The following is a 24,656-nucleotide window of genomic DNA, read 5'->3' as shown; positions in this document are numbered from 1 at the left end:
TTATCCCCTTTTCACTAGTCTTCTAATCTCACGCGTTCCTCGCGTAAAAACTTCCGGTGCCGACACGCCGACTAGTTTAAAAACCTCTCTAGGCCATTTCCACCCATTATAAGCTAATTGCGTAAACAGATTCGCACACAAAAATCCTGCCAAACCAAAGCCAAGTTTAAAAGCTATTAGCTCTGTACCCAACATAACTATACTTGAAATAGCATAAGCACGGGCATATGGCTGTTCATTTCCCAATGCAATGATATCAGTAGCTCTTTGATGATTAACATATATAAATTGATATAAACATATAAGTATGGTAAACCCTACCGGTAAAAGTGCGGTCTGAGAATGAATGATTGCCAAGGCTCCCGGAAGTATCCATACAATTCCAACAGATCCAAGTAAAAATATTGCCCACATCGATAACGTTATAAATGCATACATATTTTTGAATGTCTCTTTATGCGGAGATATTCTTAATTCATTCATTTTGGGTTTAAATGTACTAAATGGAATATTCGCCAAACTCACGACCACATTAATCAACTGAATTGTTAATCCATAACTTGCAGTATACTGCAAAGGCATCAAAGCGGAACAAATCAATGTTGTTCCTTGTCCTTGCACATAATTAGCTATCACGACCGCCCCAAGCTGTTTCGAATTATGAATAAATGCTTTTTCAATACTGTAATTATCAATCTTCTTCCGATTACTTTTTTCTAATTTATAAGTATTATGATCTTCTTTTATAACATCTCTCACATATTTTATAACCAGAATTCTGGTTATAATAACTGAAACTACATTTCCTATTGCAATACCCAAAATCCCCCAGCCGCATAGCACTAAAATCACTTTAACAAATACATATACTATCGTATTACTAATAGAAATAATATTCACTTCTTGTATATGCCCTACTCCCTTCAAGAAGCTGGAATAATAAGTGAAATATATCTTAATTGCAACTCCAATAGAGAATAGTACCCACGCAAATAAGATCATATAACGATTCTCTAAGTCTCGCGAAAGATATGCAATATATAGACTTCCCAGTATTAAAATGCCAAAAGCCACCCATGCCAGTTTACGATAGATATTACGGGCCACAAAAAAAACTCGAAATACTAAAGTATAATTACTTGTATTTTGTTTGTTTATATTAGGTGTGCCTGATAACGGAATATTCTCCGCACCACAATACGCATAAGTAGTATAACGAGCTACCAGAGTGGAGAATCCCGTATCAATAAGCATAACCAATGCCTGAATAGAAAGAAATACACTCCATAATGCATATTCCTCTGATGATACTTTATTTAAAACAAATGGAAGTACAATTACATTAGATACAGCAGTTAGAAAATAATTTATATAACTATAAATTGCGTCTTTCTTTCCTATGTTAATCATTTTTGATTCCTTCTATTGGGTTCAATAAATCTCGTTTAAATATTTGTAACCTCATCATTTTTATCTTTAATAAGATGTATAACTTTCGAAGGTTTTTCTTATTGCTTCCCCAACAAATCTTTTTTATTTTTTCATCTAACTCTTGTTTTATTTTTTCATATTCCTCTTGTTTCGTAATTAAGCTCTGTCTGTCCGGATATAGATCCACTTTTTTTTCAGATGCATAAATCTCGGCATATTTCTTATGTTTTCGCCTGTCTTTTAGTGTTCCCTTTCGGCATAACTTTTCCGGTTGGATTTTTTCAATCTGATATCTTTCTTTCGGAAATAACTTCAGAATATTCTCTCCTGCTTCTGTCCTTACTACAACTGAAGTAGAATCTCCATCTGCCGATGCAGTGTTATTATCACCAAATGCAATATCTGCAAAAATTGCCATCAAATCAGTACAATAAAGACAACGTTCTTGCAACATATACTCTTTTAAATATCCCTTCTGTATAAAATGTAAATATCTGCTATCGCCATTCCTATAAACAAGTTTCATGTTTCCATATTTATAGATCCCATTTTCCTTAGATCTAAACTTACATTGTATTAACTTTTCTTTACTGAAAAGCTTCAAATAATCATATGAATTATAATTTAAACTCATAGAGCAAAACAATCCTAAAATGAGATAGTTATTATGTTTTAATTTATAACGTTCAATTACTCTCCTGATTCCAGCAATTACACACCCAGTCCCCACTATAATTACCTTTTTTTCTCTATTTTTTAATATATAATTGATCATTTGGGTATGAGCGATTGCTATATATCGGGATTGTGCTGATTTAGTAAAATCACTGTCTTTATACTGCGGCTTAGTATTAACTTGATCCTCGAAATTATCATCTTCCACACAGAATGCAACGTCATAAAAACCTTCATTAAGTAAAAAGCGAATTAAATCTGTAACCATGCCTCCCGAAGTGCATTTTTTTCTAAGATTTTCATCTGTAATTTTAGCATTAAAGCAACTTCGGATTTTTCCAAGGATTTCATCTTCTGGAATCTTCTGTCCCATGCTATTAAAAATTGCAGAATCCTCAATTCCTTTTCCTGGGCAAACAGCATAGCAGCTCCCACACTGATTACAATCTTCTTTATTTACTTTTGGCAGGAATTGCCCTATATCATTCCTTTCGTATATTATGGCACTTTTCATGCAGACACCCTTGCATATTCCACATCCCATACATAATTCAGGATTAAGGGCTTCAACTGTTAATTTCATTTATATTCTCCTCTATTAGATCGAAGGCATTACTTTCTTGCTGTTTTAACAAACACCTATTAAGTGTCTCTTTTTCCATATCAACTTGTTGCTCCATTTTAGCGATAGCATTTAACACTTTATCCTCTTTCATTTCTTCACGCACATCAAAAAGATACTTTGTCTGCTCAAATCCTTCTAATAAATCCTTATATTTTACAGCCCATCCCAACACTACGCATGGAGTACCATTTTTATAAGCATGAATAATTGAGTGAAATCTCGACGCTATACAGAATTCGAACTGTCCCAAAACATATTCCAACTCAAAACAATTCATATCATCTAATAAGAGATGCAAACGGTCATTCTTACCGAAATATTCCGCAATTTCTTGGCAGCCTTGAATATCTTCTTTTGAATGACGCATCAAAAAGACATCGTGAGTCTCTATCAGTTTGCCTAGAATAACTTTATACAAACTCAACAATTCCTTCTTTTCCGCATTTGCAAAGCTCATCATGTTCGGAATAACAGCTACCGGATGTTCTCCCTTAATGTTTATATTATTAATCTCACCTTTACCGGCTTTATATATATTTTGCTTATCAATTTGAACATTTGTAATAACTATATCTTTTTCTTTCAATAACCCTGATTTTCTATAAGGCAAGAGGCACTCATAACCTTCTTGTTCTCTGGCAAAGATAAGTCTCGGGTAATCCATATACTTTTTCATCAAATGTTTTACCAGAAAATTGTGCCCAGGCTTATAGTCAAATGGTCCAAAAGATTGTGGTAATAAATATATCGGAACTTTAAGTTCCTTTGCGGCCATAATTCGCATTAAATATGCTAAACTTCCAGCTGATTTTCCTCTTCCTATTGGTGCCCCTAATGCAAATCCACCTGCATTAACGATAAAATAAGTATTTTCATAAATTTCCTTTACTCGCTTATAATTCTTCCTTCTTTCTTCTCTCTGTCTGGGACTTTCTCTGTAACGCATCAGTTTTTGTCCCATATCACGAATTCTTAAATATTTTTTTGGTATAAACATAGATAAATAGTCTGGTTCAATACGGAAAGAAAAATCATGCGCCTCAGGTTTCTGATAATCTAATGTTGATAAGTCTATTATTTCTTTATCAGGAAACCGCCGTTTAAGTTCATCCACTGCAGTAAACAGCATTGCCTGAGACCCCTTATTGACGAATCCCGTTCCTGTAATTAGAATATACTTTTTTTGATTCATTTACTTTCCTCCATCGCTGACAGCGCATTATTTTGTCTCAACAACGGTAAATTCTCTAAAATCTCGTTACTTTCAACTTCATAATTACTCTCCAGATATTGAATGCAATTTTTCAATCTTTTCCTGTCAACTCCGCCTCTTACATCAAACAAAAACTTTTCTTGTCCAAAACTTTCTAATAATTCTTTATATTTGACGGCCCACCCCATGGAAATACAGGGAATTCCATTTTTATAAGCATGTACAATGGAATGGAAGCGTGCTGCTATACAAAAATCAAACTGCTTCACCAAAGCTTCAAACTCAAAACAGTTCATATCATCCCCAATCAAATGTAGCCTGCTGTTCCCGCTACAACGTTCTGCAATCATCCGGCAACCTTCAATATCTTCTACTGAATGCCGAATTAAATAAATATCATGTATTTTACTTAAATCATTGATTAATTCTTCATATAATTCTAGTAGTTGCTCTGTTTTCCCTCTCTGTATACTTCTCATATTTGGTATAACTGCAATTGGATGTTCTCCTTTTATTTCATATTTTTTCAAATGTTGTGCTTTCATATATATTTTTGAAAGTTCTATAAATTTTGTAGTTATTACCGTATCGTTTACTCGCTTTACATTTTTCAAATGATATTTCCGCAAACAATTCACGCCATCTTGTTCTCTGGAACATATGATGCGTGGATATCTAAGATAATAATAATTTAAAATATTATTTATAAAATTATATGGAAATTTATATTCAAATGGTCCAAATGATTGCGGTAATATATACATTGGTATCTTCCAGTATTTTGCAGCAGCGATTCGCAATATATAGTTGATACTGACAACCTGACTTTTCCATTCAGAAGACAAAGCAAAACCACTGATATCAACTAGCATCGATGTGTGGCTCAAAATTTCTTTTAACTTTTGCATTTCTTCTTTCTTTTCCATTACCCCTTCCTCGCCTGTTAGTTTCATAAAAATTTTACGTGCATATCTTATGGGGGGCGCAATAAATCTTGATAAATAATCTGGTAAAATTTCAAAATTAAAATTCCCTTTGTCCAACTTTGAATCAAAATAATCTTTTGTAGACAGCATAATTATCTTCTTATCCGGATATTTCTCCTTCAACATTTGAACTGTTGAAAAAAGCATGGATTGCGATCCTTTATTTAAGAAGTTACTTCCCGTTATAATAATAAAATCTTTGTTCATATTTATTTTCCTTTAATTACTTTCAGAGGTTTTTTTCATATCACGTAGTGCTCTTCTGTAATGTAAAAAATTTGTATTCCAATCAAATCTATTCTTGGCTTCGATCAAAGCATGTTTTCCTAATTCTTCACGCAACTGGTCATTTTGAATCAATAATATTAAATATTTTTCGAATGTATTAAAATCTCCTGCCGGAAACATCATTGCATCTTTTTTATGTTCTACGCTTCCGGCCGTCACTCCGGCATCGCTTGTTATAATTGGCATTCCCAAAGCCATTGCTTCCAAAATCGTCCTAGGCATCCCTTCCCTGTATGAGGTCTGTATATAGATGTCCGATTTGCAAATCAATTCCTTCAGCTCACTCTGAGATATAAAATCAATTAACGTTAGCCAGTCTTCGCCATGCGATAATTGTATATAGTGCTCTTTCTCATCTCCTCCACCTATTAACGTTAAATGAACATTATACCTTTTCCGAACCCTATTAATTACTTTAATTGCATCTGCATAACCTTTTCTCTTCGTAAATGTTCCAACACTTATAATATTAATGGGGTCATTCACAGAATAACTTTCTTTAGGTTTATTAAAAATCGAAAAATTAACGCGGTTTTCAATAACAACTATTTTTGCTGCGCCAATCCTCGCTTCTAACATTTCTTTCATAAGAGGATTTAAAACTCTTATGAGATCTGCACTTTGATACGTTCTTTTTAAGATTCTTGCATTTAATCTTTTTACAAACGAACCTCCGTCCAGAATATCAAAATATATAGTATCATGAATTTCTATCATGATAGGTATACGAAAAATTCTTCCATAGAGCACTCCCGCTATACCGCCTAATACCGCACATTGTGAAAGCATTGTGTCAATTTTGTACTTTCGAAGGTAATATATGATTAAAAATGAAGTAAATAAAAAGGATTTATTTCCTCCCAATTTAGGTACACGATGCAAATATAGCTTTCCTTCTTTTTCCGTATGAAAGTGCTGATCATCAGATCTCCCAACAATATGATATTCTTCATAATCCTTGGATAATTCTTTCCAAATTTGTTTCGTTGCATGTTCAACTTCTAATTTCGGATAAACATTTGGGGTTATATGTAATAATTTTGACATAATCACCTTTTCTCTTTCATTTAAAAATTCGCTCTATATACATTTTGCTCACTGAATCTGTCGTATATCTCTTTACATGTTCCTTATTTTCTAATATTATTTTGTTACGAACTTCACTATGGGTCAGCAAATAAATTACTTTATTTCTAAATTCTGTCCTGTCATCCTTGTCGACCAAAAATTTCTTTTGTTCTGGCCCCATAATATCCCTAGTTCCTCCTACATCAGTCGCTACAACTGGCAGGCCACTACTCATCGCTTCAATTACTACTCGCGGAAATCCTTCAGAATAAGACGGATTAATAAAAACATCCGCAACTTTGTAATAGTCCATAATTTCTGCATTCGGAACTTTACCTATTAATTGAATACAATCTTTAAATAAAGATTTCTTATATTCTTCATAAATAATATTCTCTTCTGGTCCCCCACCAACCACTATAAGAATTGCATTAGCCCTTCTAAAGTCCTCTGATTCAGCCAAAAAGGGAATTTGATAGGAGAAACGCTTAACTGGAGTTAAACGATGTACAAATAATACAACTTTTTTATCGATTGGTATACCCAATTTTTCTTTTAACGCCTTTTGATCAGCTTCATTTACCGACTCAAATCTCTTATCATCAATATCATTATAAAGAACCAGTACTTTCTCTCTTTTCACCTTGAGATTCTTTACGTAGTAATCTGCCATAGATTCCGGGCCTGTCACAAAAAAATTCACATGATCTCTTATATATACCAATAGAGAATAATTTGTAAGGTACCATTTTATTCTAGGAAGTATTGGCTGTTTCTTATCGTAGGTTAAATTATCTCCACTTTGCCAAAAATAAACTTCCGCACCATATTTTTTGGCAATATTTATAGCTATAATCGCTGCAGGCATTGTAATACGTACGAATACTTTACGATAACCTTCATCAAATAAACTTCTCAAAATTTTACTTAATTCTCTTACTCTAGCAATTTTTCCATTATCTTTTTGACAAATAATTTTTATTTTATTCCCCACTTCAGGTATGTCCGTAGCCTTTTCAATAACCAGAGTAATATCTACCCCCTGATCCGCCATTGTTTCCAGCAAGTGTACTACATGGTAAAAATGTTGCGCCGAATTTTTAGAATAACTATTCAATATATATATTAGCTTCTTTTCCATATTTTCCGTATGATTAACCTTTCAATGAATTTAATAAATTATTTTTTTATTATCATATTACAGTAGGCATTTTCAATCTGTGCAGCAGCATTCTTTATATTATAATTGGTATTTTTGATGACAGCTTCACCCTCAGACCGGCTGACATTTATTTTCAAGCTTTCCTCCATCACATGAACCCATTCATTAACGTCACTTTTCAAGGATACTTTTGCTACTTTATACAGAATCGCTTCATCTGTGATATTATCAGAAATAACACATGGCACTCCACATGTTTGAGCCTCAATTAATGTAACCGGCAGTCCTTCGTATCTCGAAGGAAACAAGAATAAGTCCATCGCCTGTATCCATTCATGCACATTATCTTGTACACCTAAAAACTTTACTGAATTTTCAAGCCCACTATATTTTACTAAATTCCTTATTTTTTCTTCTGACTCCCCGTTTCCAATCAAAAGAAGTATTGCACTGCCATGTTTTTCTTGAAATATCTGAAAAACTTTTATTAAAAATTCGTGGTTTTTCTGATACGTAAACCGACCAACATGTCCAATAACGATCTTGTCGTCTAGTCCTTGTTGTTTTCTTATTTTATTCCTAACTTCAGCATCAAAACGATATCGGTCTATATCAATAGCGTTATATATTACTTTTACACTATTCTGAGACATTTTATTCTTACCATATAGCCATTTACCAGCCGCTTTAGAACAAGCGAACATATAATCAGTCCTAAAACGGATTGGGTACTGCAATATTGTTTTAAGCATAGCCTTAAATCCTCTACCTGAAGAAGTATTGTGACTGTGCGCTATCGTAATCCTCCCTAATTTTTTAGCCTCCTTCAAGTAAATAGCGGCTGTGCTTTGCATATGCCCATGCACAATAGCGTACTCTGAATGTTCCATAAATATGCACTGAAAAGCCTTCTTATAAGCTTTCATATTATACCCACAAAATTGAGGTACCCGGAAAATTTCACCTCCGAGTTCGATTATCTCACGGTCATATTCCCCTTCTCTTTCCTGGTGTACGATAAATCCAAACTGTACATTTTTTCTGTTAATATTTCGATAAAGGTTCATGATCATGGCTTCGGCTCCACCTCTATCCATAACATTAAAGACATGTAATACTTTTATCATACCTTTTTCCTTCCAACCACTATTCATAGATCTGTTCTACAAATTTATCAACCACATTTTTCCTGTCAAATTCCCTCTCCATTTTATGTCTACCTTTTAGTCCCATTAATTTCCTATCATCATTTGACATTTTGACAAACTTGTCAATCACTCTGACCATATCTTCCAAATTTCCTTTTTCAAAACCCAATCCACTTTCTCCTTCTTCAAAACTTTCCATACAACCATGAATTCGGGAAGCAAGGATAGGCCTTCCTGCAGCTGCTGCCTCCAAGAGTACGTTTGCCATCCCTTCATGGTAAGAGGGCAAAATAACTGCGTGAGATAATTTCAAATACTTATGTACATTCATCTGCCATCCTTCCAATTTCATATTATTCGGAATACACATTTTTTTAAATTCCTTTTCAAATGTTTTTTCACATGAACCCAGTATTATAAACTCAATTCGCTCATTCTTTTTTTCATAATGTTGGGCTGCTCTATATAACTCAATAAACCCTTTATCTCTTTCGATCCTTCCTACAAAAAGAATCCTTAAAACATCTTTATCCTCTGGATAACTCTCCAGTGGATTCTCATCTAAATTAACACCAGCACCGTTCACTAATATATGACGGCCATTCGCAATCCTTAGCTTCGTAAAAATTGATTCATTTTCTTTGTTTTCAAAAATAATACTTTTCACATTTTGAAAAGATTTACGATAAAAATAGATCAGAATTTTTTTTATAATATTATCCTTTTGAAATAATCTTCCCAATCCTGTTATAGTAACAATTTGTTTCTTAGTTTTTGGGGATTGAAGCAATCCTGTATATAAATTGGGTTTTATAGTAAATGTAAAAATAATATCAGCTTTTGTTTTTTTCGTAATTTCATTTATTTTATTTATAACCAAAATCTCCCGAAAAGGATTCTTACCCATTCGGTTCAAATTTATAGTTATTAACTGCGCACCAAGTTGTTCTATTAAATAATTTTTATTATTATCAGGAATGGCGACATATACCCGATTCTTTTTTACTAATTCTGTAATCAATTCTTTTCTTGTGTAATATATTGAATGAAAATCATTTCCAATTAATAATATATTCATATATACTCCTGCTCAATTTGTATCTTTCAAAAATACAGTATACTCCTCAAAATAATTTACCGGATAAAAACCACCATATTCTAACATTGACAGAATTATATCCCATGACTCATAAATATAATCACTCACGGTTTCATTTTGTAAAATAATGATATTACACTTTGTATTCTCAGCAATTTGTAATACATAATTGATGTCTGGTATCTCTAATTTCATGGTATTATAGGCTGCTATTATTTCTGCCGTATATCGCTGACTAGCATCTTCCATTGTAATATCAATACCATACAAAGTTTTTATATTTGATGTATATTTACGAATATTAAACATAATATCAGGTGGAGCTATAATTCTAATGTTTTGATCTAGTTCGTTCAGATAATTCGCTAAATAAATAATATTATTATTGATCTTCAGATTGTTGTCACTTGTTTCATATTTATTTGTCTTATAAAAATTTGTATTCAAAAATGGATTTACACCAGACATAAGTAATATAATCACAAAAAATAATAGAGTAATCTTGTCAAATTTGTGTTTGTCAAAATCATAACTGATCTTAATAGCGCAGTATGCGATCACTATTATGATAGGCAAAATCCAAAAAATCTGGTAATAAGCTTCTCTAGTCAATAATAAATCCATAATAACAGTCGCTGTCGGAATGAACATACATAATATTAATGATAATAGGGTGTAATCTATAATTCTTTTCTGCTCTTCAATCTTGTTCTTATTATAATATGACCATATAAGCACTATTACCAGCAAAACAACGTAGCTCCCCATGGTATAGTAAGTGCTCAAATTATTATAAGAATTGTAAGCATTACTTATAACGTTAAATATTTCTTTCAATCCGCACATACCTCCTGCAAACCTCAATTCCTCCCCAAACTCCTACTAATAATATGATAACTCCCATCTTAAGGCTACCCAGACAGGCAGCTGTAAGCAAGCCTAAAACTGAATATAAAATTTTCTTCTTAACTGATATTTCTTCGTCATATAAATTATATAATAGAAGGGGAAGAATCATATTAGTCAATAAATGATTGGTTGACCACGGGTATAGCAATAGAAAGGAAGAATTTGTATAAACAGAATAGCAGCCATATAAATTCAGCAAACAGCAAAATAGCATAAATACATCTTGTAATTTTTTATCTTGAGGGAAAAACTTCCTAGCCCATAAAGTATATACCATATATCCATATGGTATAAGAATTATTGGAAGAACCATATGGCAAAATACACTAGGAGAAATATTCATTAACTGCACCCAAACAGCTAACAATTCTGGATAAAAACCTGTAAAGTCTTTCCAGGTTAATGTTTTCACTAAATCTCCGGTATAAGGATTTATTTGATGGATAGTCCCATTCTCTTTAATCGTAACGAGTTGTTCGATCGTTCCGTCCGAAATAATTTCTGCCGTATGTGTTATTATTAATAATATTTGCCCTATTATAATTAGTACTACAATAAGTTTAAGGCAGCTCCAGTCCAAGCGATGATATTTTACACACAAGTTTTTCTTAAAGATAATTATACCAGCACATAATATTATTAAGAGCATCATAATAAGGTATAATATCTCAAATACTATAAATTGTAATTTAAAAGTTACGCATATCACTCCCAGCAGCAGGGCAATCACTAACTGTGATAAAAATCCATATAGAATTACTTCTTCAAACTGAAATTGCTTATTTTTATCAAGATATTCCATCACCTTACCACAGGAAATTGGTATTACTACAGCAAACAGAAATAGAAATAATGCTCTAAACGATATCTCACTCATTCATCTAATCCTTCCGCGCTTTCTTTCATTAGAATAACTTTCAAAGTCATTAATATAATCTGTATATCCAACAACAGTGTGTATTTTTCTATATATAATAGATCCAATTTTAATTTATCTAAAAAACTTGTATTATATTTGCCGAATACTTGTGCATAACCTGTTAAACCAGCTTTGGCCTTCATTCGATATCTAAATTCCGGTATCTCTCTACTGTTTATTTCCACAAACTCTGGTCTTTCAGGTCTTGGTCCAACAAAACTCATGTCACCTTTTAACACGTTTATCAGTTGTGGTAATTCATCTAGTCTAGTTTTCCTGATAAAATTGCCAGTCTTTGTAATACGGTCGTCATTTTTTTTGGCTAATTGTGCCCCACCCTTTTTCTCTGCATTCACTCTCATACTTCTGAATTTATATAGCATGAAGTATTTACCATTTATGGTACATCGCTCTTGGCTATAAATCACCGGCCCTCCATCTTCCAGTTTAATAGCCAATGCAGTAACTCCCATAATTGGAGACATTAATACAAGTACTATGCTTGAAATGATTAAATCCATTAATCGCTTTATTATTCTCTGTTCAATTGATAATCCAGTATTTTTACATACAAACAATGGTGTGTCAAAAATATTTAATTCTTCCGCTCCTTTTATAAAGATATCAGAAATTTTAGGTATAAAGTATACTCTGATACCATTATTAAAACAGAATTTTAACAATTCATTTTTCTTTTCGCTAGGTATATCATTTAGAACAACACCGTCATATAGTAATATTTCCTTTTTAATCTCATCAATCGGTTTGCCAATATAGATGTCTCTTTCTATAGTATATTTGTCTGAGCGCGTACCAATTTTATTTTTCAGATTATTTTGATAATCTCCATAAACATGAAGTAATCTATATGGAGGCATTAGTTTATTATAAATCTTTGCAAATACAATAGTAACACACGAAATTGCTATCCAATTTATCAAAAACAATCCTATCATATTCGCTATAATAATGCCTATAGCCCCAACTTTTCCTACCATTAAAATCAACTGAACTATTATAATAATATGAGTACATATCAAGGCCAAGAGCTGTGATATAAGCAGGCTGGCAATCTTATAGTAACCTATTTTAAAACCTCTAAATGTATGTAGCATAATTGCTAGTACAATCACATAAAAAATAACGATCAGCCAATTCCCTTTATTTTTGAAGTCTACGTATAACAGTTCATTTATTTCTCTACTCCATAATATCCAAAAAAACAATGCTGGAAGGAGCAGCATTAAAAAATCAATAGTAGTTATATATAATTTTTTATATTGTTCAAATTGCTTTTTCATTTAAATCTCTCTTCCATTTTGAAATGTAATAAGTATATTATATATGATTGGAGTTTAAAACTCAACCAACTCTTCTGGCAAGTAATGGATAGACACTGTAATATTAATCATAATTTTGTCTAAAAATAGTTACTATCTCCTTTGAAATTATGGATATATATGTTATCATAACCCATAAGCAGGCTGTTTCCAATTCTATCGTACTATATATAAGCAGCCAATAGGATACATTCCAGAAATGCGAGGATACCAATATGCAAACACCCGAATACAAAAAAATAAAACACCTCTTCCTCCGTCAAAGCTACCTAGACTCCTGGGAAGACTACGAAAAAAGCATCCAAAACGAGAGCTACATCCGCTGGGACTACATCATCCTGACCGCCTCAAACGCAGACCAGGCCGAAGCCTACCAGTCCCAGATCAGCTTCCGCCTAAAGCACCACCTTCTCCCCGCGGCGACTAAATACGTCGTCCTCCCCGACCCCGACGGCAAGCGGGTCGGTTCCGGTGGCGCCACCTTTAACGTCCTTCGCTACATCGCTGAACAAGACATCCAAAAAAATGCAGTAACTGCGGGCGCCCAATCCACAAGTTCCTCAACCGCCGCCAACCATTTCGCTAACAAGCGGATCCTGGTCATCCACTCCGGCGGCGACAGCAAGCGCGTCCCCCAGTATTCTGCCTGCGGCAAGCTCTTCTCCCCGGTTCCCAGGGAACTGCCCAACGGCTACCCGTCCACCTTATTTGATGAATTCATCATCGCTATGTCCGGCATCCCTTCCCGCATCAAGGAAGGCATGCTCATCCTTTCCGGCGATGTTCTTTTGCTGTTCAATCCGCTCCAGCTGGATTTCCAGTACCACGGCGCGGCCGCTATCTCCATCAAAGAACACGTAAACACCGGCAAGGACCACGGTGTCTTCTTAAATGATGGCTATGATCACGTAGACCGCTTTCTCCACAAGCAATCTATCGAACAGCTCCGCACTCTGGGTGCCGTCAACGACCATGATCATGTAGACCTTGATACCGGTGCCGTCATTATGGACAGCGACCTTCTAAACGCGCTCTACTCCCTGATCAGCACCAACAATCAGCCGGACCAGGCCAAATTCAATGAATTTGTCAATGAAAAATCCCGCATCAGCTTCTACGGTGATTTTCTCTATCCCCTGGCCCGTAAATCTACATTAGAACAATATTATAACGAGGCCCCTGAGGGCGAATTCTGCCCTGAACTTCATGACTGCCGGACAAAACTCTGGGAAGCGCTCCACGATTTCAATATGAAACTTCTCTGTCTCTCTCCGGCCGAATTCATTCACTTCGGGACCACAGCAGAACTCCTCTCCCTGGTTACCACAGATATCACAGACTATGAATTCCTGGACTGGAAACGCTGTGTGATCACGAATGTACCCGACGCGGTACCTTTTGCCTCCCACAACAGCCTTATCGAAGATGCCTCCAGCGTTGGTGTCAACTCTTATATTGAAAACAGTAACATCCTGGGTTCTTCCAGTATAGGAAACGGCTCGGTTGTCTCTAATCTCACTTTACAGGACAATTCCGTACCCGATGATGTCGTACTTCACGGTCTTCGCTTAAAAAGTGGTAAATACATCGTTCGTATCTACGGTGTCTACGACAATCCAAAAGGAACTTTAGATCAGGATACGTTATTCCTTGGTGAGCCCATCCGTAAATTCATGGATCGCTACCAGTTGTCTAAAACGGATCTCTGGCCGGATCAGGCTCCTTATTTATGGTTCGCCAACCTGTACCCTGTATGTGACACCATGGAACAAGCTGTTCATTATGCCATTATTCTCTATTACATGATCCGTGCAGTTGGAACTGCCGATGATATAGCCGCCTGGAAGGCGGCCCCCCGGATGAGCCTGTATTCCAGTTTCAACGAAGCCGACTTCAAATCCGTCATCCCCTGGACCCAGGAACTGAAGACCCGGATCCTGGTGGACAAGTTCATTCACAAACTGGAATCCGGAGTCTATTATAAAGATGCCCTCAACGTATTCGGTATCTCCGGCATCCGCCATCATCAGTTTGATTTACTTTTAGAAAAGGCAGAAGCAGCTCCATTCTCTACCAAAATAAGAATTTATTACGCAGTCTCCCGCTTCATGAAGGAACATTCTCTGACCATCGGTGAATACTCCTACGATAAAGTGGAAAGCCTCTGTTTTGAGACCATACAGCAGGAAATCTATAACAGTGTAATCGCCAATATCAAAAACAGCGATTCCTACCGCATCTGCAAAGACCGCGTAGATGTGAGCCTTCCTGTCCGTGTCAACTGGGGCGGCGGCTGGTCTGATACACCTCCGCACTGTAATGAATGCGGTGGTGTCGTCCTGAACGCTGCGCTAAAGCTGCGCGGAAATCTGCCGATCCAGATCACCTTAAAACGTCTCCCGGAATACCATGTGGAGTTCGAAAGCCAGGACATCGGCGTGTTCGGTACCGTAGAGGACGCAGCAGATATCCAGAACTGCCACGATCCCTTTGACCCGTTTGCCCTCCACAAGGCCGCTCTGATCGCCTGCGGTGTGATTCCGCTGGAAGGCCCTTGCAATCTAAGCGAACATTTGAAAAAGCTCGGCGGCGGTATTTATCTGTCCACCCAGGTAATCGGTGTGCCCAAAGGCTCCGGCCTGGGTACCAGCAGCATATTATCCGGTGCCTGCGTAAAAGGGATCTTTGAATTTTTGGGACAGGACTTGTCTGACAACGAATTATATGATATTGTCCTGTGTATGGAGCAGGTGATGAGTACCGGCGGCGGCTGGCAGGATCAGGTCGGTGGACTGACCCCGGGTGTGAAGTATTGTACCACTACACCCGGTATTCTGCAGAAAATCCAGGTAGAGCAGGTCCATCTCTCAGAGAAGACAAAAAAAGAGATAAACGACCGTTTCGCTCTGATCTATACCGGTCAGCGCAGGCTGGCCAGAAATCTCCTCAGAGATGTGGTAGGAGGATATATCGGCTCCCGTCCGGAGTCTATCCATGCCCTTCACGATATCCAGCGTCTGGCCGCTCTGATGAAATTTGAACTGGAACGTGAGAATGTGGATGGCTTTGCTAAACTGATCAATCAACATTGGGAACTCTCAAAACAGCTGGACCACGGTTCCACGAATACCTGTATCGATCAGATTTTCTTATCCTGTGAGGATTTGATCGACGCCCATTTTATCGCCGGGGCCGGCGGAGGCGGCTTTATACAGGTAATCATGAAGAAGGGTGTTACCCACGAACAATTAAGAGAACGGCTGCGCGGAGTCTTCCAGGACAGCGGCGTAGACGTTTGGGATTGCGAGGTATTGTATGACTAAGATTCAAACCCGGGATATGACTACAGGCAGCGCGCAGAAAAGACAGCTGGCGATCGATTTGATTTTCGTTGGCCTGGCAGCAGTTTTCTTTCTGCTGTGGGCCTGGCAGTCCTCCTATATGGATGGTCCCGATGAACTGATGCGCTATGACATAGTAAATTACCTGGTGGAACACTGGTCTCTGCCCAGAGGAGACGATCCTTCCATCATCAACCCTATCTGGGGATTCAGCTATGCTTTTCAGCCCTATATTCCCCATATTTTCAGTGCGCTGTTTATCCGTGTTGCAAAACTGTTCACGGAGGACATGCACATCCTGATCTTTGCCGGAAGGCTGGCAAGTGTATTTTTTGGAGCAGGTACGGTGTGGTTTACCATTAAAATTGCCAGGAAACTGCTTCCCGCTAAAGCAGATGGATGGATTTTTATCTTTCTCGTAACTTTCCTTCCGCAGATGGTGTACCTGAATTCCTATATGAACTGCGAAAGCATGGCTATCTTCAGCACTGCTGTGATCGTCTACAGCTGGATCGCCGGACTGGAGAGAAAATGGGATTTGAAAAGTTGTATCTGGCTTGGTGTAGGTCTGGCCCTATGTGCGCTCTCCTATGTGACCGCTTACGGCTTCCTCCTTTGCAGCTTCTTCTTATTCTGTTTGACAATCCTGCTTTGTCAGGATAAAAAATGGGATTTCAAGAGTATGATCCAAAAAGGCCTTGTTGTGTTGGCTGTTTTCCTGCTGCTGGCCGGCTGGTGGTTTATTAGAAATGCAATACTCTATCAGGGTGATTTCCTTGGATTAACTGCCAGAGATATCTGCGGCGAGCTGCACGCCCAGGATGCGTTCAAACCTTCTAAGCATTGGACCATTAAGATGTCAGGAGTCTCAGCCTCCGAAGCCTTAAAGATGCTGTTCTGGGAATGGAAATGGCATTCCGACACGTTTAAGAGTTTCATCGGTATCTTTAAAGAGATGGCTGTTTTACTTCCGACGATTTGCTATACCATTTACAAGCTTATCTTTGCGGTTGGTATTTTAGGCTGTATCATTGAAATCCCCAAACTGTTAGCCCTCCGCAAAGACGGAAAATGGCTGGAAAAAGGATTGTTTAACTGGTTCATGATACTCGCGCTTATCATTCCAAATATCCTGAATCTGTATGCCTCGTATGCGATCGATTATCAGCCTCAGGGACGGTATAGTATGCCAATGTTGATACCTCTTATGTATTTTACTGTTTATGGTATCACCGCCCTTCTTGACCGTCTTATTAAGAACAAGCTGGCAAATCTGGTGCTAAAAATACTGATTTGTGTGATTGTGCTTGGTATCAGTTTTGTAGGCTTCTGGAGTTATCGGGTTGCCTGCCTGGCCATGAATTGATGATATCACCGAATTATATCTATTATGAATGATATTTTGTAAATAATGAAAAAGCACAGGATAAGCAGTAAGATATGCCCCCTGTCTACTTGACAGGGGGCATATCATGGTATCTATCTTGTGCTTTAAAATTTCACTTTTCTAGATTCATTTATATTTTGATTTCAAAATTCCTTCTGTATCCTATCTACTCTTTTATTCCTTCTACGGCCTGCAGCGCGGCTTTCACCACTTTATCCATATCCAGATACCGATACATGCCAAGTCTTCCGCCAAACAAAACCTTATTCTCTTTTTCCCCTAGCGCCCTGTATTTCTCATAGAGAGCGTTATTCTCCTCATTATTCACCGGATAGTACGCATCCATTCCGCACTGCCAATCCAGCGGATACTCCCGTGTAATCACCGTTTTCTCCTGCTTGCCGAACTCGAAATGTTTATGCTCAATAATTCTGGTATACGGCACCTCATACTCTGTGTAATTCACAACCGCATTCCCCTGATAATTCTCCATATCCAGCACCTCACTCTCAAACCTGAGGCTCCGGTATTCCAACGGCCCATAGCAGTAACCAAAGTAATCATCGATTCCACCGGTAAACAGGATTCTGTCTGCTATTTTGTCCCAGACTTCTTTCTCTGCCAAATAGTCCGTATTTGTTTTTACCTCGACTCCTTCCAGCATTTTTTCTATCATTTTCGTGTATCCGCCGATTGGTATTCCCTGATAACAGTCATTAAAATAATTATTATCATAGATGAACCGAACCGGCAGCCTCTTTATGATAAAAGCAGGAAGCTCACTTGCCTGTCTTCCCCACTGTTTTTCTGTATAACCTTTTACCAGCTTTTCATAAATATCCCGCCCGACCAGCATAAGCGCCTGTTCTTCCAGGTTCTTCGGCTGCGTAATTCCGCACTCCTTTTTCTGACGCTCAATTATTTCTCTTGCCTCAGCCGGCGTTGCTACTCCCCACAACTGATGAAATGTATTCATATTAAATGGCAGGTTATATAATTCATCTTTGTATCTCGCAACGGGCGAGTTGGTATACCGGTTAAAATCTGCAAATTGATTTACATAATTCCATATGATCGGATCACTTGTATGAAAAATATGGGCCCCATAGCGGTGCACCTGTATCCCTTCTATCTCTTCCGTATAAATATTTCCTCCGACCTTATCTCGTTTCTCCAGAACGAGGCACTTTTTCCCACGTTTCTTCATCTCATGTACAAAAACAGAACCATACAGCCCCGCTCCAACGATCAGATAATCAAACTCAGCCATTCTGCATCTCCCTTCCCTGCCCTCTATTCCCACGGCATACATTTCTATTCCAGACACCCCAGCCCAGCAAACTAAGCAAAGCCACCAGCGATATCAGGTCCCCCGCCCGATCATACCAGGGTACCCGGTATTCCACCGTGATCACCCCTTCATCCTCCGGCAGCGTCACTGTCAGCAGACTGTTACTGCTCCACCCGCCTTCGAGCCTTATCTCTCCATCGCCATCGCTCTGATTATTCCCGTCACTATAAATAATTCGGTAATCCGGGTCAAAAATCAGCGGAATCTCAATATAGTCCTCCTCTGTCCGCCCTTCCATCGCATAGCGGAACGAAACATGCCCATATCCATGCTCAAACTCTGAGAACTCCGTTCCCGGCCGGCTCGCCTCCAGCTGATTATTCCTCTGTTGGAATGATCCCCAGTTCACATCTGACATGGTATACATATAATCATAATTATCCATCGGCATCTCATTCCGATTAAGAAAATATATGGAGTCTTCACAGAACACATCCAGATAAAGCAGCGCACAAAGCAGCGATACGGCCGCACCTGCGGCGAACATTATCCTTCGCGCCTCAGCTTTTGCGCAGAAATACGAATATCCCAGCGCTGCCGTAACTGACAAAAACAGAGCCGGCACAGACAAAAATCTCCATGGATATTGAAAGGACCCAAGCACTTTCCCCACCCCTGGTATACTCTGTACCATATCCCATGGGAATGGATAAAGCGTCATCACAGCAGCACCGGTCGACATCCAGAAGCAGAAGATACCAATCTTCCTGTGCAGGCTCACACTGCTTTGTCCACTTTCATGCCCATTTTCATTGTTTTTTAATTTATTTCCAAATAAATACCATCCAAGGAACAGCGCAGTCCCAGCCAGCAGTCCAAATCCAATCGCATAGGGCATCTCCCCGGTAACCACCCCAAGATCTGCACTCAAAGCCTGCGGCTGAAACCCAGTTACTGCCAGCAATTGATTCAGATACAAGCTGCCGTCCCGCATTCGGTAATTCATCTCCATAGAATAATACGGATATCCGATATGAGCTAACAGCGGCACAAAAAACCATAGGTTCAGCAAGACAGTCGTTCCCGCCGCTTTCCCCATAGAAATAATCCTCTTTTTCTCCCGAAAAAATCCGGGATTGCAAAGCAGAAAAACCAAAATACAGATAGCCGCCAAAACAATGGAAATGACATGGGACTGGATGATGCAGCTGTACGCCGCCACCGTCCACAGCCATTTTTTCTCATTTCCTCTGACGATTTCATAGATGGCCCACATCAGCAGAGGGAAAAATACCATGGCCAGGCTCTCCCCTACAGCGGCCCTTGTATACAGGTTAATGAGCCGATATAGAGACAAGGTATAAAGAACAGCCGCCAGAAGGCCTATTTTACGCGATTTCAGCAGTTTAGAGAAGCTGTAATAAGAGATCACTGCCGCTGCCATATTCATGCCCACCAGCAGCGTTTTATAGGCCATATAGGTAGACACGCCCATTATTCTCAAGACGGCCGGTATATACAAAAAAGCCTCCGGATAAAATACCGAGGACGCATATCCAAAACCATGGTTTCCGTTGGGATGCATCCGAACCGGGAATTGTCCGTCCAGAAGCCCTTGGGAAATACCGTCAATCCTGCTCAGATGAAACCAGATATCGTGTCCCCAATAAGTAGTTTGATTCAACATAGGTAAACTGGCGATCATAGCCGCCGCCAGCAGCACCCCGCCAATCACCAGACGTTTCTTTTTCTCCGCCGCATCCCATTTTTCACCTGACCGCAGGGTATAGACAGAAAATCCAATCATAACCAGCAGGGACAGAAGGATCCCAACCAGAGAATCATGGTAAATGGGTTGTGCAGAACGAACCTCCATACCGGAAATCAGCTCCGCGTCATCCTCCGAACAGGTCAGCTGCATATGTACATGTTTCATTTCCTGCTCTACAGTAAATGAAATACTTCCGGCATCCTCACCTGTTTCCAATTCCATAGCTCCCAGGGTAATCCCTGTTTTATTATCCTCAGATACCCCGTAAGTATCACATACCGTAAATGCAATGTCACCATGGCCGGCGGATAACGTCAAAAATGCTACGTATTCTCCCGGTTCCAGATAAAGATCCGGTGAGACTACATAGCATTGTTCTGTCGCTGCGGATATCGTCAGCGCTTCATTTTGAAATGCTCGTTCATAAAAGCTGGAACTTGTGTTCCAGCTGAATATTCCCCAGATCATCACACCCAGGCACAACACATATAACCACCAATCGCGTTTTATACATTCTGCCAGTCTGTCCATACTTTGAATCACTTTCCTTCTGTTTGGGTCTGGTCATCCATTTCATTTGCTCCGGTGGATTTTTTAACCACACAGGAGGACTCTTCCTCACCGGCGTTCCCTGCCATGGCCGTATGCTTAGCCTTCCGGCCGGAATCCACCACCTCATCCACCAAAAATGGAGGCCGGTTCCTGGATGCGTCCATACCACGGTACACATACTCTCCGAGTATGCCCAGCATCAGCATAATCAGCCCGGAGGCCAACAGTACCACAGCCATCAGCGACGTCCACCCTGCCACGTTTTCACCGGAAATCAGCTTCGCCAGTACCAGATAGATCACCATAATCATGGAGACCAGAAAAAATGCGCCCCCAATAAAAGTCATAAATCGAATCGGAAAATAGGAAAAGCTCATCATGGAATCCAGCACCAGCTTTACCTTCTTGGACAGCGTCCAGCGGGACTCCCCTATTTCCCTTGCTTTTCTGTGGAAGTATACCTTGTCCGTCTTAAAGCCGATCCACAGAACCTGAAGCGTCAGCGCGGAGTTCTTTTCATCCAGCATCTTTAACACCTCGATCGCCTGCCTGTCCAGCAGATAGCAGTCAAAACCGCCCTTCGGCATATTGGAAGCGATACATTTGCGCACGATGCCGTAATACAGGTTGGCAAAAAACTTTTGAATCACGCCCTCATCACGGTCAGAACGTACGGCCAGTACCACCTTGTTTCCTCTTTTCCAGCTCTCATACATCTGGAGAATAAGCTCGGAATCCTCCTGCAGATCGGCCTGTTTGGTCACGGCACAGTCTCCGGTACACTGGGACAGCCCTGCCAGAATAGCAGAATGCTCCCCAAAATTCCGGGAGAGCTTGACCAGTTTTACATTATCATCCAACGCCCGGATCTGCTGCATGATCTCCCAGGAATTATCCCCGGAGCCGTCATCCACAAAGACCAGCTCATAGTCAAGCTTACCCAGTATTTTTTCTTTCATGTCCTCATATAACAGCATCAGCGTATCCGAATTGTAATAGACCGGAACGATGATTGATATTTTACTCATGAATGCCTCCCACTTCTTTCAGAAAATCACTATAATCCCTTATGTATTCCTTGGAATCATAGTGTTCGCTGGCCAGTACCAGCAGAATAGAATCCTCTGAGAAGTCGTACATCTCTTTCCATACCATGGTGGGCAGGTAGATTCCCATTCGGGGGCGGTTTAACTCAACCACTACCGTCTCAAAACCGTTGTCGACTTTCACTTTTGAAGTGCCGCCAACATTGATTAGTACAAACTCGGTCTTGCGGTTGGCATGCATTCCACGGACTACATCAGGATCGGAACCATAGATGTAGAAGACCCTTTTCAGATCAAACGGTATATCCGCATTGCCTTCCACCACTACCAGATTCCCTCTCTCATCCCCGAAATCCTTGAATTCCAGTATTTTATATTGATCTTCAATACGCATAAAACTACGCCCTCCATTGATTGATCGCATCGATTACTATCTGTTGTTCCTCATCCGCCATTCCATTATACATTGGAATCGATAAAACTTCATTTGCGAATTGTTCGGTAATCGGGAAATCTCCGTTCGTATAACCCAGATACCCATAAGCCTCCGACAGATGCGGAGGGATCGGATAATGGATAATCGTCCCGATTTCCCGGTCGTTCAGGTATTCGATCAGACTTGTCCGATTCTTACAGCGGATGACGAACTGATGCCAGACGCTGGTAGCATTTTCCCGAATTTCCGGTAGTCTAATATCCGGATTCTTTATCTCTCTCAGATAGCGGTTTGCGATTTTTTCTTTTTCCTTCGTAAGCTCCTCCAGATGTGTAAGTCTCACCCGAAGCAGGCCGGCCTGCAGCTCATCCAGCCTTGAATTGGCCCCCACCACTTTATTATGATAGCGCTTCTCACTTCCATAATTCCGGAAGATCCGGAATTCTCTTGCGAGGCTTTCTTCTTTGACCACTACAGCGCCTCCATCTCCGAAAGCTCCCAGGTTTTTGGAGGGATAGAATGAAAAACAGCCTACGTCGCCAAAGGTACCTGTCATCTGTCCCTGATAGCAGGCTCCGTGGGACTGCGCACAGTCTTCCACTACCTTCAGATGATGCTTTCCGGCGATTCTCATGATCTCGTCCATATGGGACGCCTGTCCGTACAGATGTGTAACCAGTATCGCCTTAGTCCGCTCCGTGATCTTTTCCTCTATCAGCGACGTATCCATGTTATAGTACATATCCGGCTCCACAAATACCGGAGCAGCACCGTTTATGGTAACCCCCATAACACTGGCAATATATGTGTTTCCCTGAACGATGACTTCATCCCCGGCGCCGATTCCCAGCAGCCGGAAGGCAATCCACAAAGCATCCAGTCCGCTGGCAAGCCCGACACAATATCCCCCGCCTGTATAAGAGGCGAATTCCTGTTCAAAAGCCTCAACTTCCTTACCCAGCACATACCAGCCGGAACGCAGAACTTCCAATGCCTTGTCTTCAAACTCCTGCTGATATTGATAAAAGCCGCGATCCATACGGTTCGGCATTATTCTCATCTTAATTTCCTCCAGAGGCGCACTTGCTGCGCCATTTATTCAGGTATGAGTGAACAGCTTTTCCGTTCAATCGTTCCTCCAGAGGCGCATTCACTGCGCCATATCTGTCTCTCCACCTACTATATAAACCGGAATCTTATAAAAATCGGCTGCCATATCGGTAAATGAACTCCAGTAGCTGCCGATCAGCCGTTTCGTACCGGCCAGACACATAAAATCTACCATCGCATCCTTGACACCGTCCTCACTGTTCCTGTCCAGTGTTTTATTTCCCAAAGTTAGCACTTTACCGGGAAACTCTTTTTTGATCTTCTCTTCCTCGCCCAGATCATCCGTAGCCAAATAAAACCGAACATGCGAATTCTTTTCCAGTTCTCTTTGCATCGCATCCACAAATCCATCCGTTGTACTGGTCTCGATAGACTTCATACTGTCGGTCCTGCGGATATGCACGCCGACACACTCGTTTCCAAAATTGGACTTGACCACATCGATCCTGGTCTGCATTTCCTCCGTCGGCACAAAAAGATGATAGTCAGGATGATCCATGAACTGCTGGCAGGTATTGATATAGATCTGCTCACCCAGTGTATCGATAAATTCCTGCGGAAGCATCCTGTTTCCCCGCTCGGTCTGTAAGGAGATATCCTCTTGCGTCAGGATCGTATCCGCTGTCCGGATCCATTTCTTGCGTTCCCCGTTAAAGGAATAGCGGTAGTTCAGGATTTCTATATTTTTAGGCTTTTTAAAAAGCTTCTCATAGGCACAATTCAATTCTTTATTCAACTTCCAGACAATCCGCAGCTTCTGATTCAGCTGCTTTGCAAGGAAATATGCGGAATTCACCGTTCTCAAACGGTTGCACAATCCGCCGCCGGGTTCCACGGTCACCATGGGAATCCCTCCTGT

Annotated in this window: 19 protein-coding genes; 2 read left to right on the top strand and 17 right to left on the bottom strand. The window is 39.6% G+C overall.

Features of this window, described 5'->3' with window-relative positions:
• From wzx to KTH90_RS01080, 11 genes are read right to left on the bottom strand one after another with little or no spacing between them, the layout of a single operon-like run.
• The gene (wzx, locus tag KTH90_RS01130) at positions 1-1,410 is read right to left on the bottom strand and encodes an O-unit flippase-like protein (protein WP_158351667.1); all 1,410 of its coding nucleotides are present in this window, start codon (positions 1,408-1,410) and stop codon (positions 1-3) included.
• The gene (locus KTH90_RS01125; RefSeq protein ID WP_158351665.1) at positions 1,403-2,689 is read right to left on the bottom strand and encodes a Coenzyme F420 hydrogenase/dehydrogenase, beta subunit C-terminal domain; all 1,287 of its coding nucleotides are present in this window, start codon (positions 2,687-2,689) and stop codon (positions 1,403-1,405) included. Before KTH90_RS01125 ends, wzx begins: the two co-directional genes overlap by 8 nt.
• Complete coding sequence (locus KTH90_RS01120) at positions 2,673-3,923, bottom strand: polysaccharide pyruvyl transferase family protein (protein WP_158351663.1); 1,251 nt, start codon at positions 3,921-3,923, stop codon at positions 2,673-2,675. The genes KTH90_RS01125 and KTH90_RS01120 overlap by 17 nt, the downstream gene beginning before the upstream one ends.
• Positions 3,920-5,137, bottom strand: coding sequence for a polysaccharide pyruvyl transferase family protein (locus KTH90_RS01115; protein WP_158351661.1), 1,218 nt, complete (start codon positions 5,135-5,137; stop codon positions 3,920-3,922). Before KTH90_RS01115 ends, KTH90_RS01120 begins: the two co-directional genes overlap by 4 nt.
• A 12-nt stretch (positions 5,138-5,149) precedes the next feature.
• Entirely contained in the window at positions 5,150-6,265 is a 1,116-nt protein-coding gene (locus tag KTH90_RS01110) for a glycosyltransferase family 4 protein (protein WP_158351659.1), read from the bottom strand.
• 16 nt (positions 6,266-6,281) lie between these two features.
• A complete protein-coding gene (locus tag KTH90_RS01105) occupies positions 6,282-7,427 on the bottom strand; it encodes a glycosyltransferase family 4 protein (protein ID WP_158351657.1) in 1,146 nt (381 codons plus the stop codon).
• A gap of 38 nt (positions 7,428-7,465) precedes the next feature.
• Complete coding sequence (locus KTH90_RS01100) at positions 7,466-8,575, bottom strand: glycosyltransferase family 1 protein (RefSeq protein ID WP_238726121.1); 1,110 nt, start codon at positions 8,573-8,575, stop codon at positions 7,466-7,468.
• 19 nt (positions 8,576-8,594) lie between these two features.
• Entirely contained in the window at positions 8,595-9,674 is a 1,080-nt protein-coding gene (locus KTH90_RS01095) for a glycosyltransferase family 4 protein (protein WP_158351653.1), read from the bottom strand.
• Positions 9,675-9,686: 12 nt separating this feature from the next.
• Complete coding sequence (locus KTH90_RS01090; RefSeq protein ID WP_158351651.1) at positions 9,687-10,532, bottom strand: hypothetical protein; 846 nt, start codon at positions 10,530-10,532, stop codon at positions 9,687-9,689.
• Positions 10,516-11,481 (bottom strand): DUF6077 domain-containing protein, encoded by a 966-nt coding sequence (locus tag KTH90_RS01085; protein WP_158351649.1) that lies wholly within the window; start codon positions 11,479-11,481, stop codon positions 10,516-10,518. The genes KTH90_RS01090 and KTH90_RS01085 overlap by 17 nt, the downstream gene beginning before the upstream one ends.
• A complete protein-coding gene (locus KTH90_RS01080; RefSeq protein WP_158351647.1) occupies positions 11,478-12,824 on the bottom strand; it encodes a sugar transferase in 1,347 nt (448 codons plus the stop codon). Before KTH90_RS01080 ends, KTH90_RS01085 begins: the two co-directional genes overlap by 4 nt.
• A gap of 254 nt (positions 12,825-13,078) precedes the next feature.
• Between KTH90_RS01080 and KTH90_RS01075 the strand changes: the two genes are divergently transcribed.
• Both KTH90_RS01075 and KTH90_RS01070 read left to right on the top strand, forming a co-directional pair.
• Positions 13,079-16,186: a fucose pyrophosphorylase domain-containing protein gene (locus KTH90_RS01075; RefSeq protein ID WP_158351645.1), complete on the top strand. Its 3,108-nt coding sequence runs from the start codon at positions 13,079-13,081 to the stop codon at positions 16,184-16,186.
• The gene (locus KTH90_RS01070; RefSeq protein ID WP_158351643.1) at positions 16,179-17,570 is read left to right on the top strand and encodes an ArnT family glycosyltransferase; all 1,392 of its coding nucleotides are present in this window, start codon (positions 16,179-16,181) and stop codon (positions 17,568-17,570) included. The genes KTH90_RS01075 and KTH90_RS01070 overlap by 8 nt, the downstream gene beginning before the upstream one ends.
• Before the next feature lie 187 nt (positions 17,571-17,757).
• Here the strand turns inward: KTH90_RS01070 and glf are convergent, their stop codons facing one another.
• The 6 genes from glf to KTH90_RS01040 form a co-directional block, all read right to left on the bottom strand.
• Complete coding sequence (gene glf / locus KTH90_RS01065) at positions 17,758-18,861, bottom strand: UDP-galactopyranose mutase (RefSeq protein WP_238726120.1); 1,104 nt, start codon at positions 18,859-18,861, stop codon at positions 17,758-17,760.
• On the bottom strand, positions 18,854-21,184 hold the full coding sequence (locus tag KTH90_RS01060; RefSeq protein WP_238726119.1) for a glycosyltransferase family protein: 2,331 nt from the start codon (positions 21,182-21,184) through the stop codon (positions 18,854-18,856). The genes glf and KTH90_RS01060 overlap by 8 nt, the downstream gene beginning before the upstream one ends.
• Positions 21,185-21,192: 8 nt before the next feature.
• Positions 21,193-22,233 carry a glycosyltransferase family 2 protein gene (locus KTH90_RS01055; RefSeq protein WP_158351637.1) on the bottom strand — a complete coding sequence of 347 codons (1,041 nt, stop codon included), beginning with the start codon at positions 22,231-22,233 and terminating at the stop codon, positions 21,193-21,195.
• The gene (locus KTH90_RS01050; RefSeq protein WP_158351635.1) at positions 22,226-22,645 is read right to left on the bottom strand and encodes a sugar 3,4-ketoisomerase; all 420 of its coding nucleotides are present in this window, start codon (positions 22,643-22,645) and stop codon (positions 22,226-22,228) included. Before KTH90_RS01050 ends, KTH90_RS01055 begins: the two co-directional genes overlap by 8 nt.
• Positions 22,646-22,649: 4 nt before the next feature.
• The gene (locus tag KTH90_RS01045) at positions 22,650-23,747 is read right to left on the bottom strand and encodes a DegT/DnrJ/EryC1/StrS family aminotransferase (protein WP_238726118.1); all 1,098 of its coding nucleotides are present in this window, start codon (positions 23,745-23,747) and stop codon (positions 22,650-22,652) included.
• 90 nt (positions 23,748-23,837) lie between these two features.
• Positions 23,838-24,641 (bottom strand): O-fucosyltransferase family protein, encoded by an 804-nt coding sequence (locus KTH90_RS01040; protein WP_238726117.1) that lies wholly within the window; start codon positions 24,639-24,641, stop codon positions 23,838-23,840.
• Positions 24,642-24,656 lie beyond the last annotated feature (15 nt).

The sequence above is a fragment of the Diplocloster modestus genome (assembly GCF_019042245.1).
Taxonomy (GTDB): Bacteria; Bacillota; Clostridia; order Lachnospirales; family Lachnospiraceae; genus Diplocloster; species Diplocloster modestus.
Note: the sequence above shows the minus strand (reverse complement) of the source record. Positions and strands in the feature narration are given on the sequence as shown.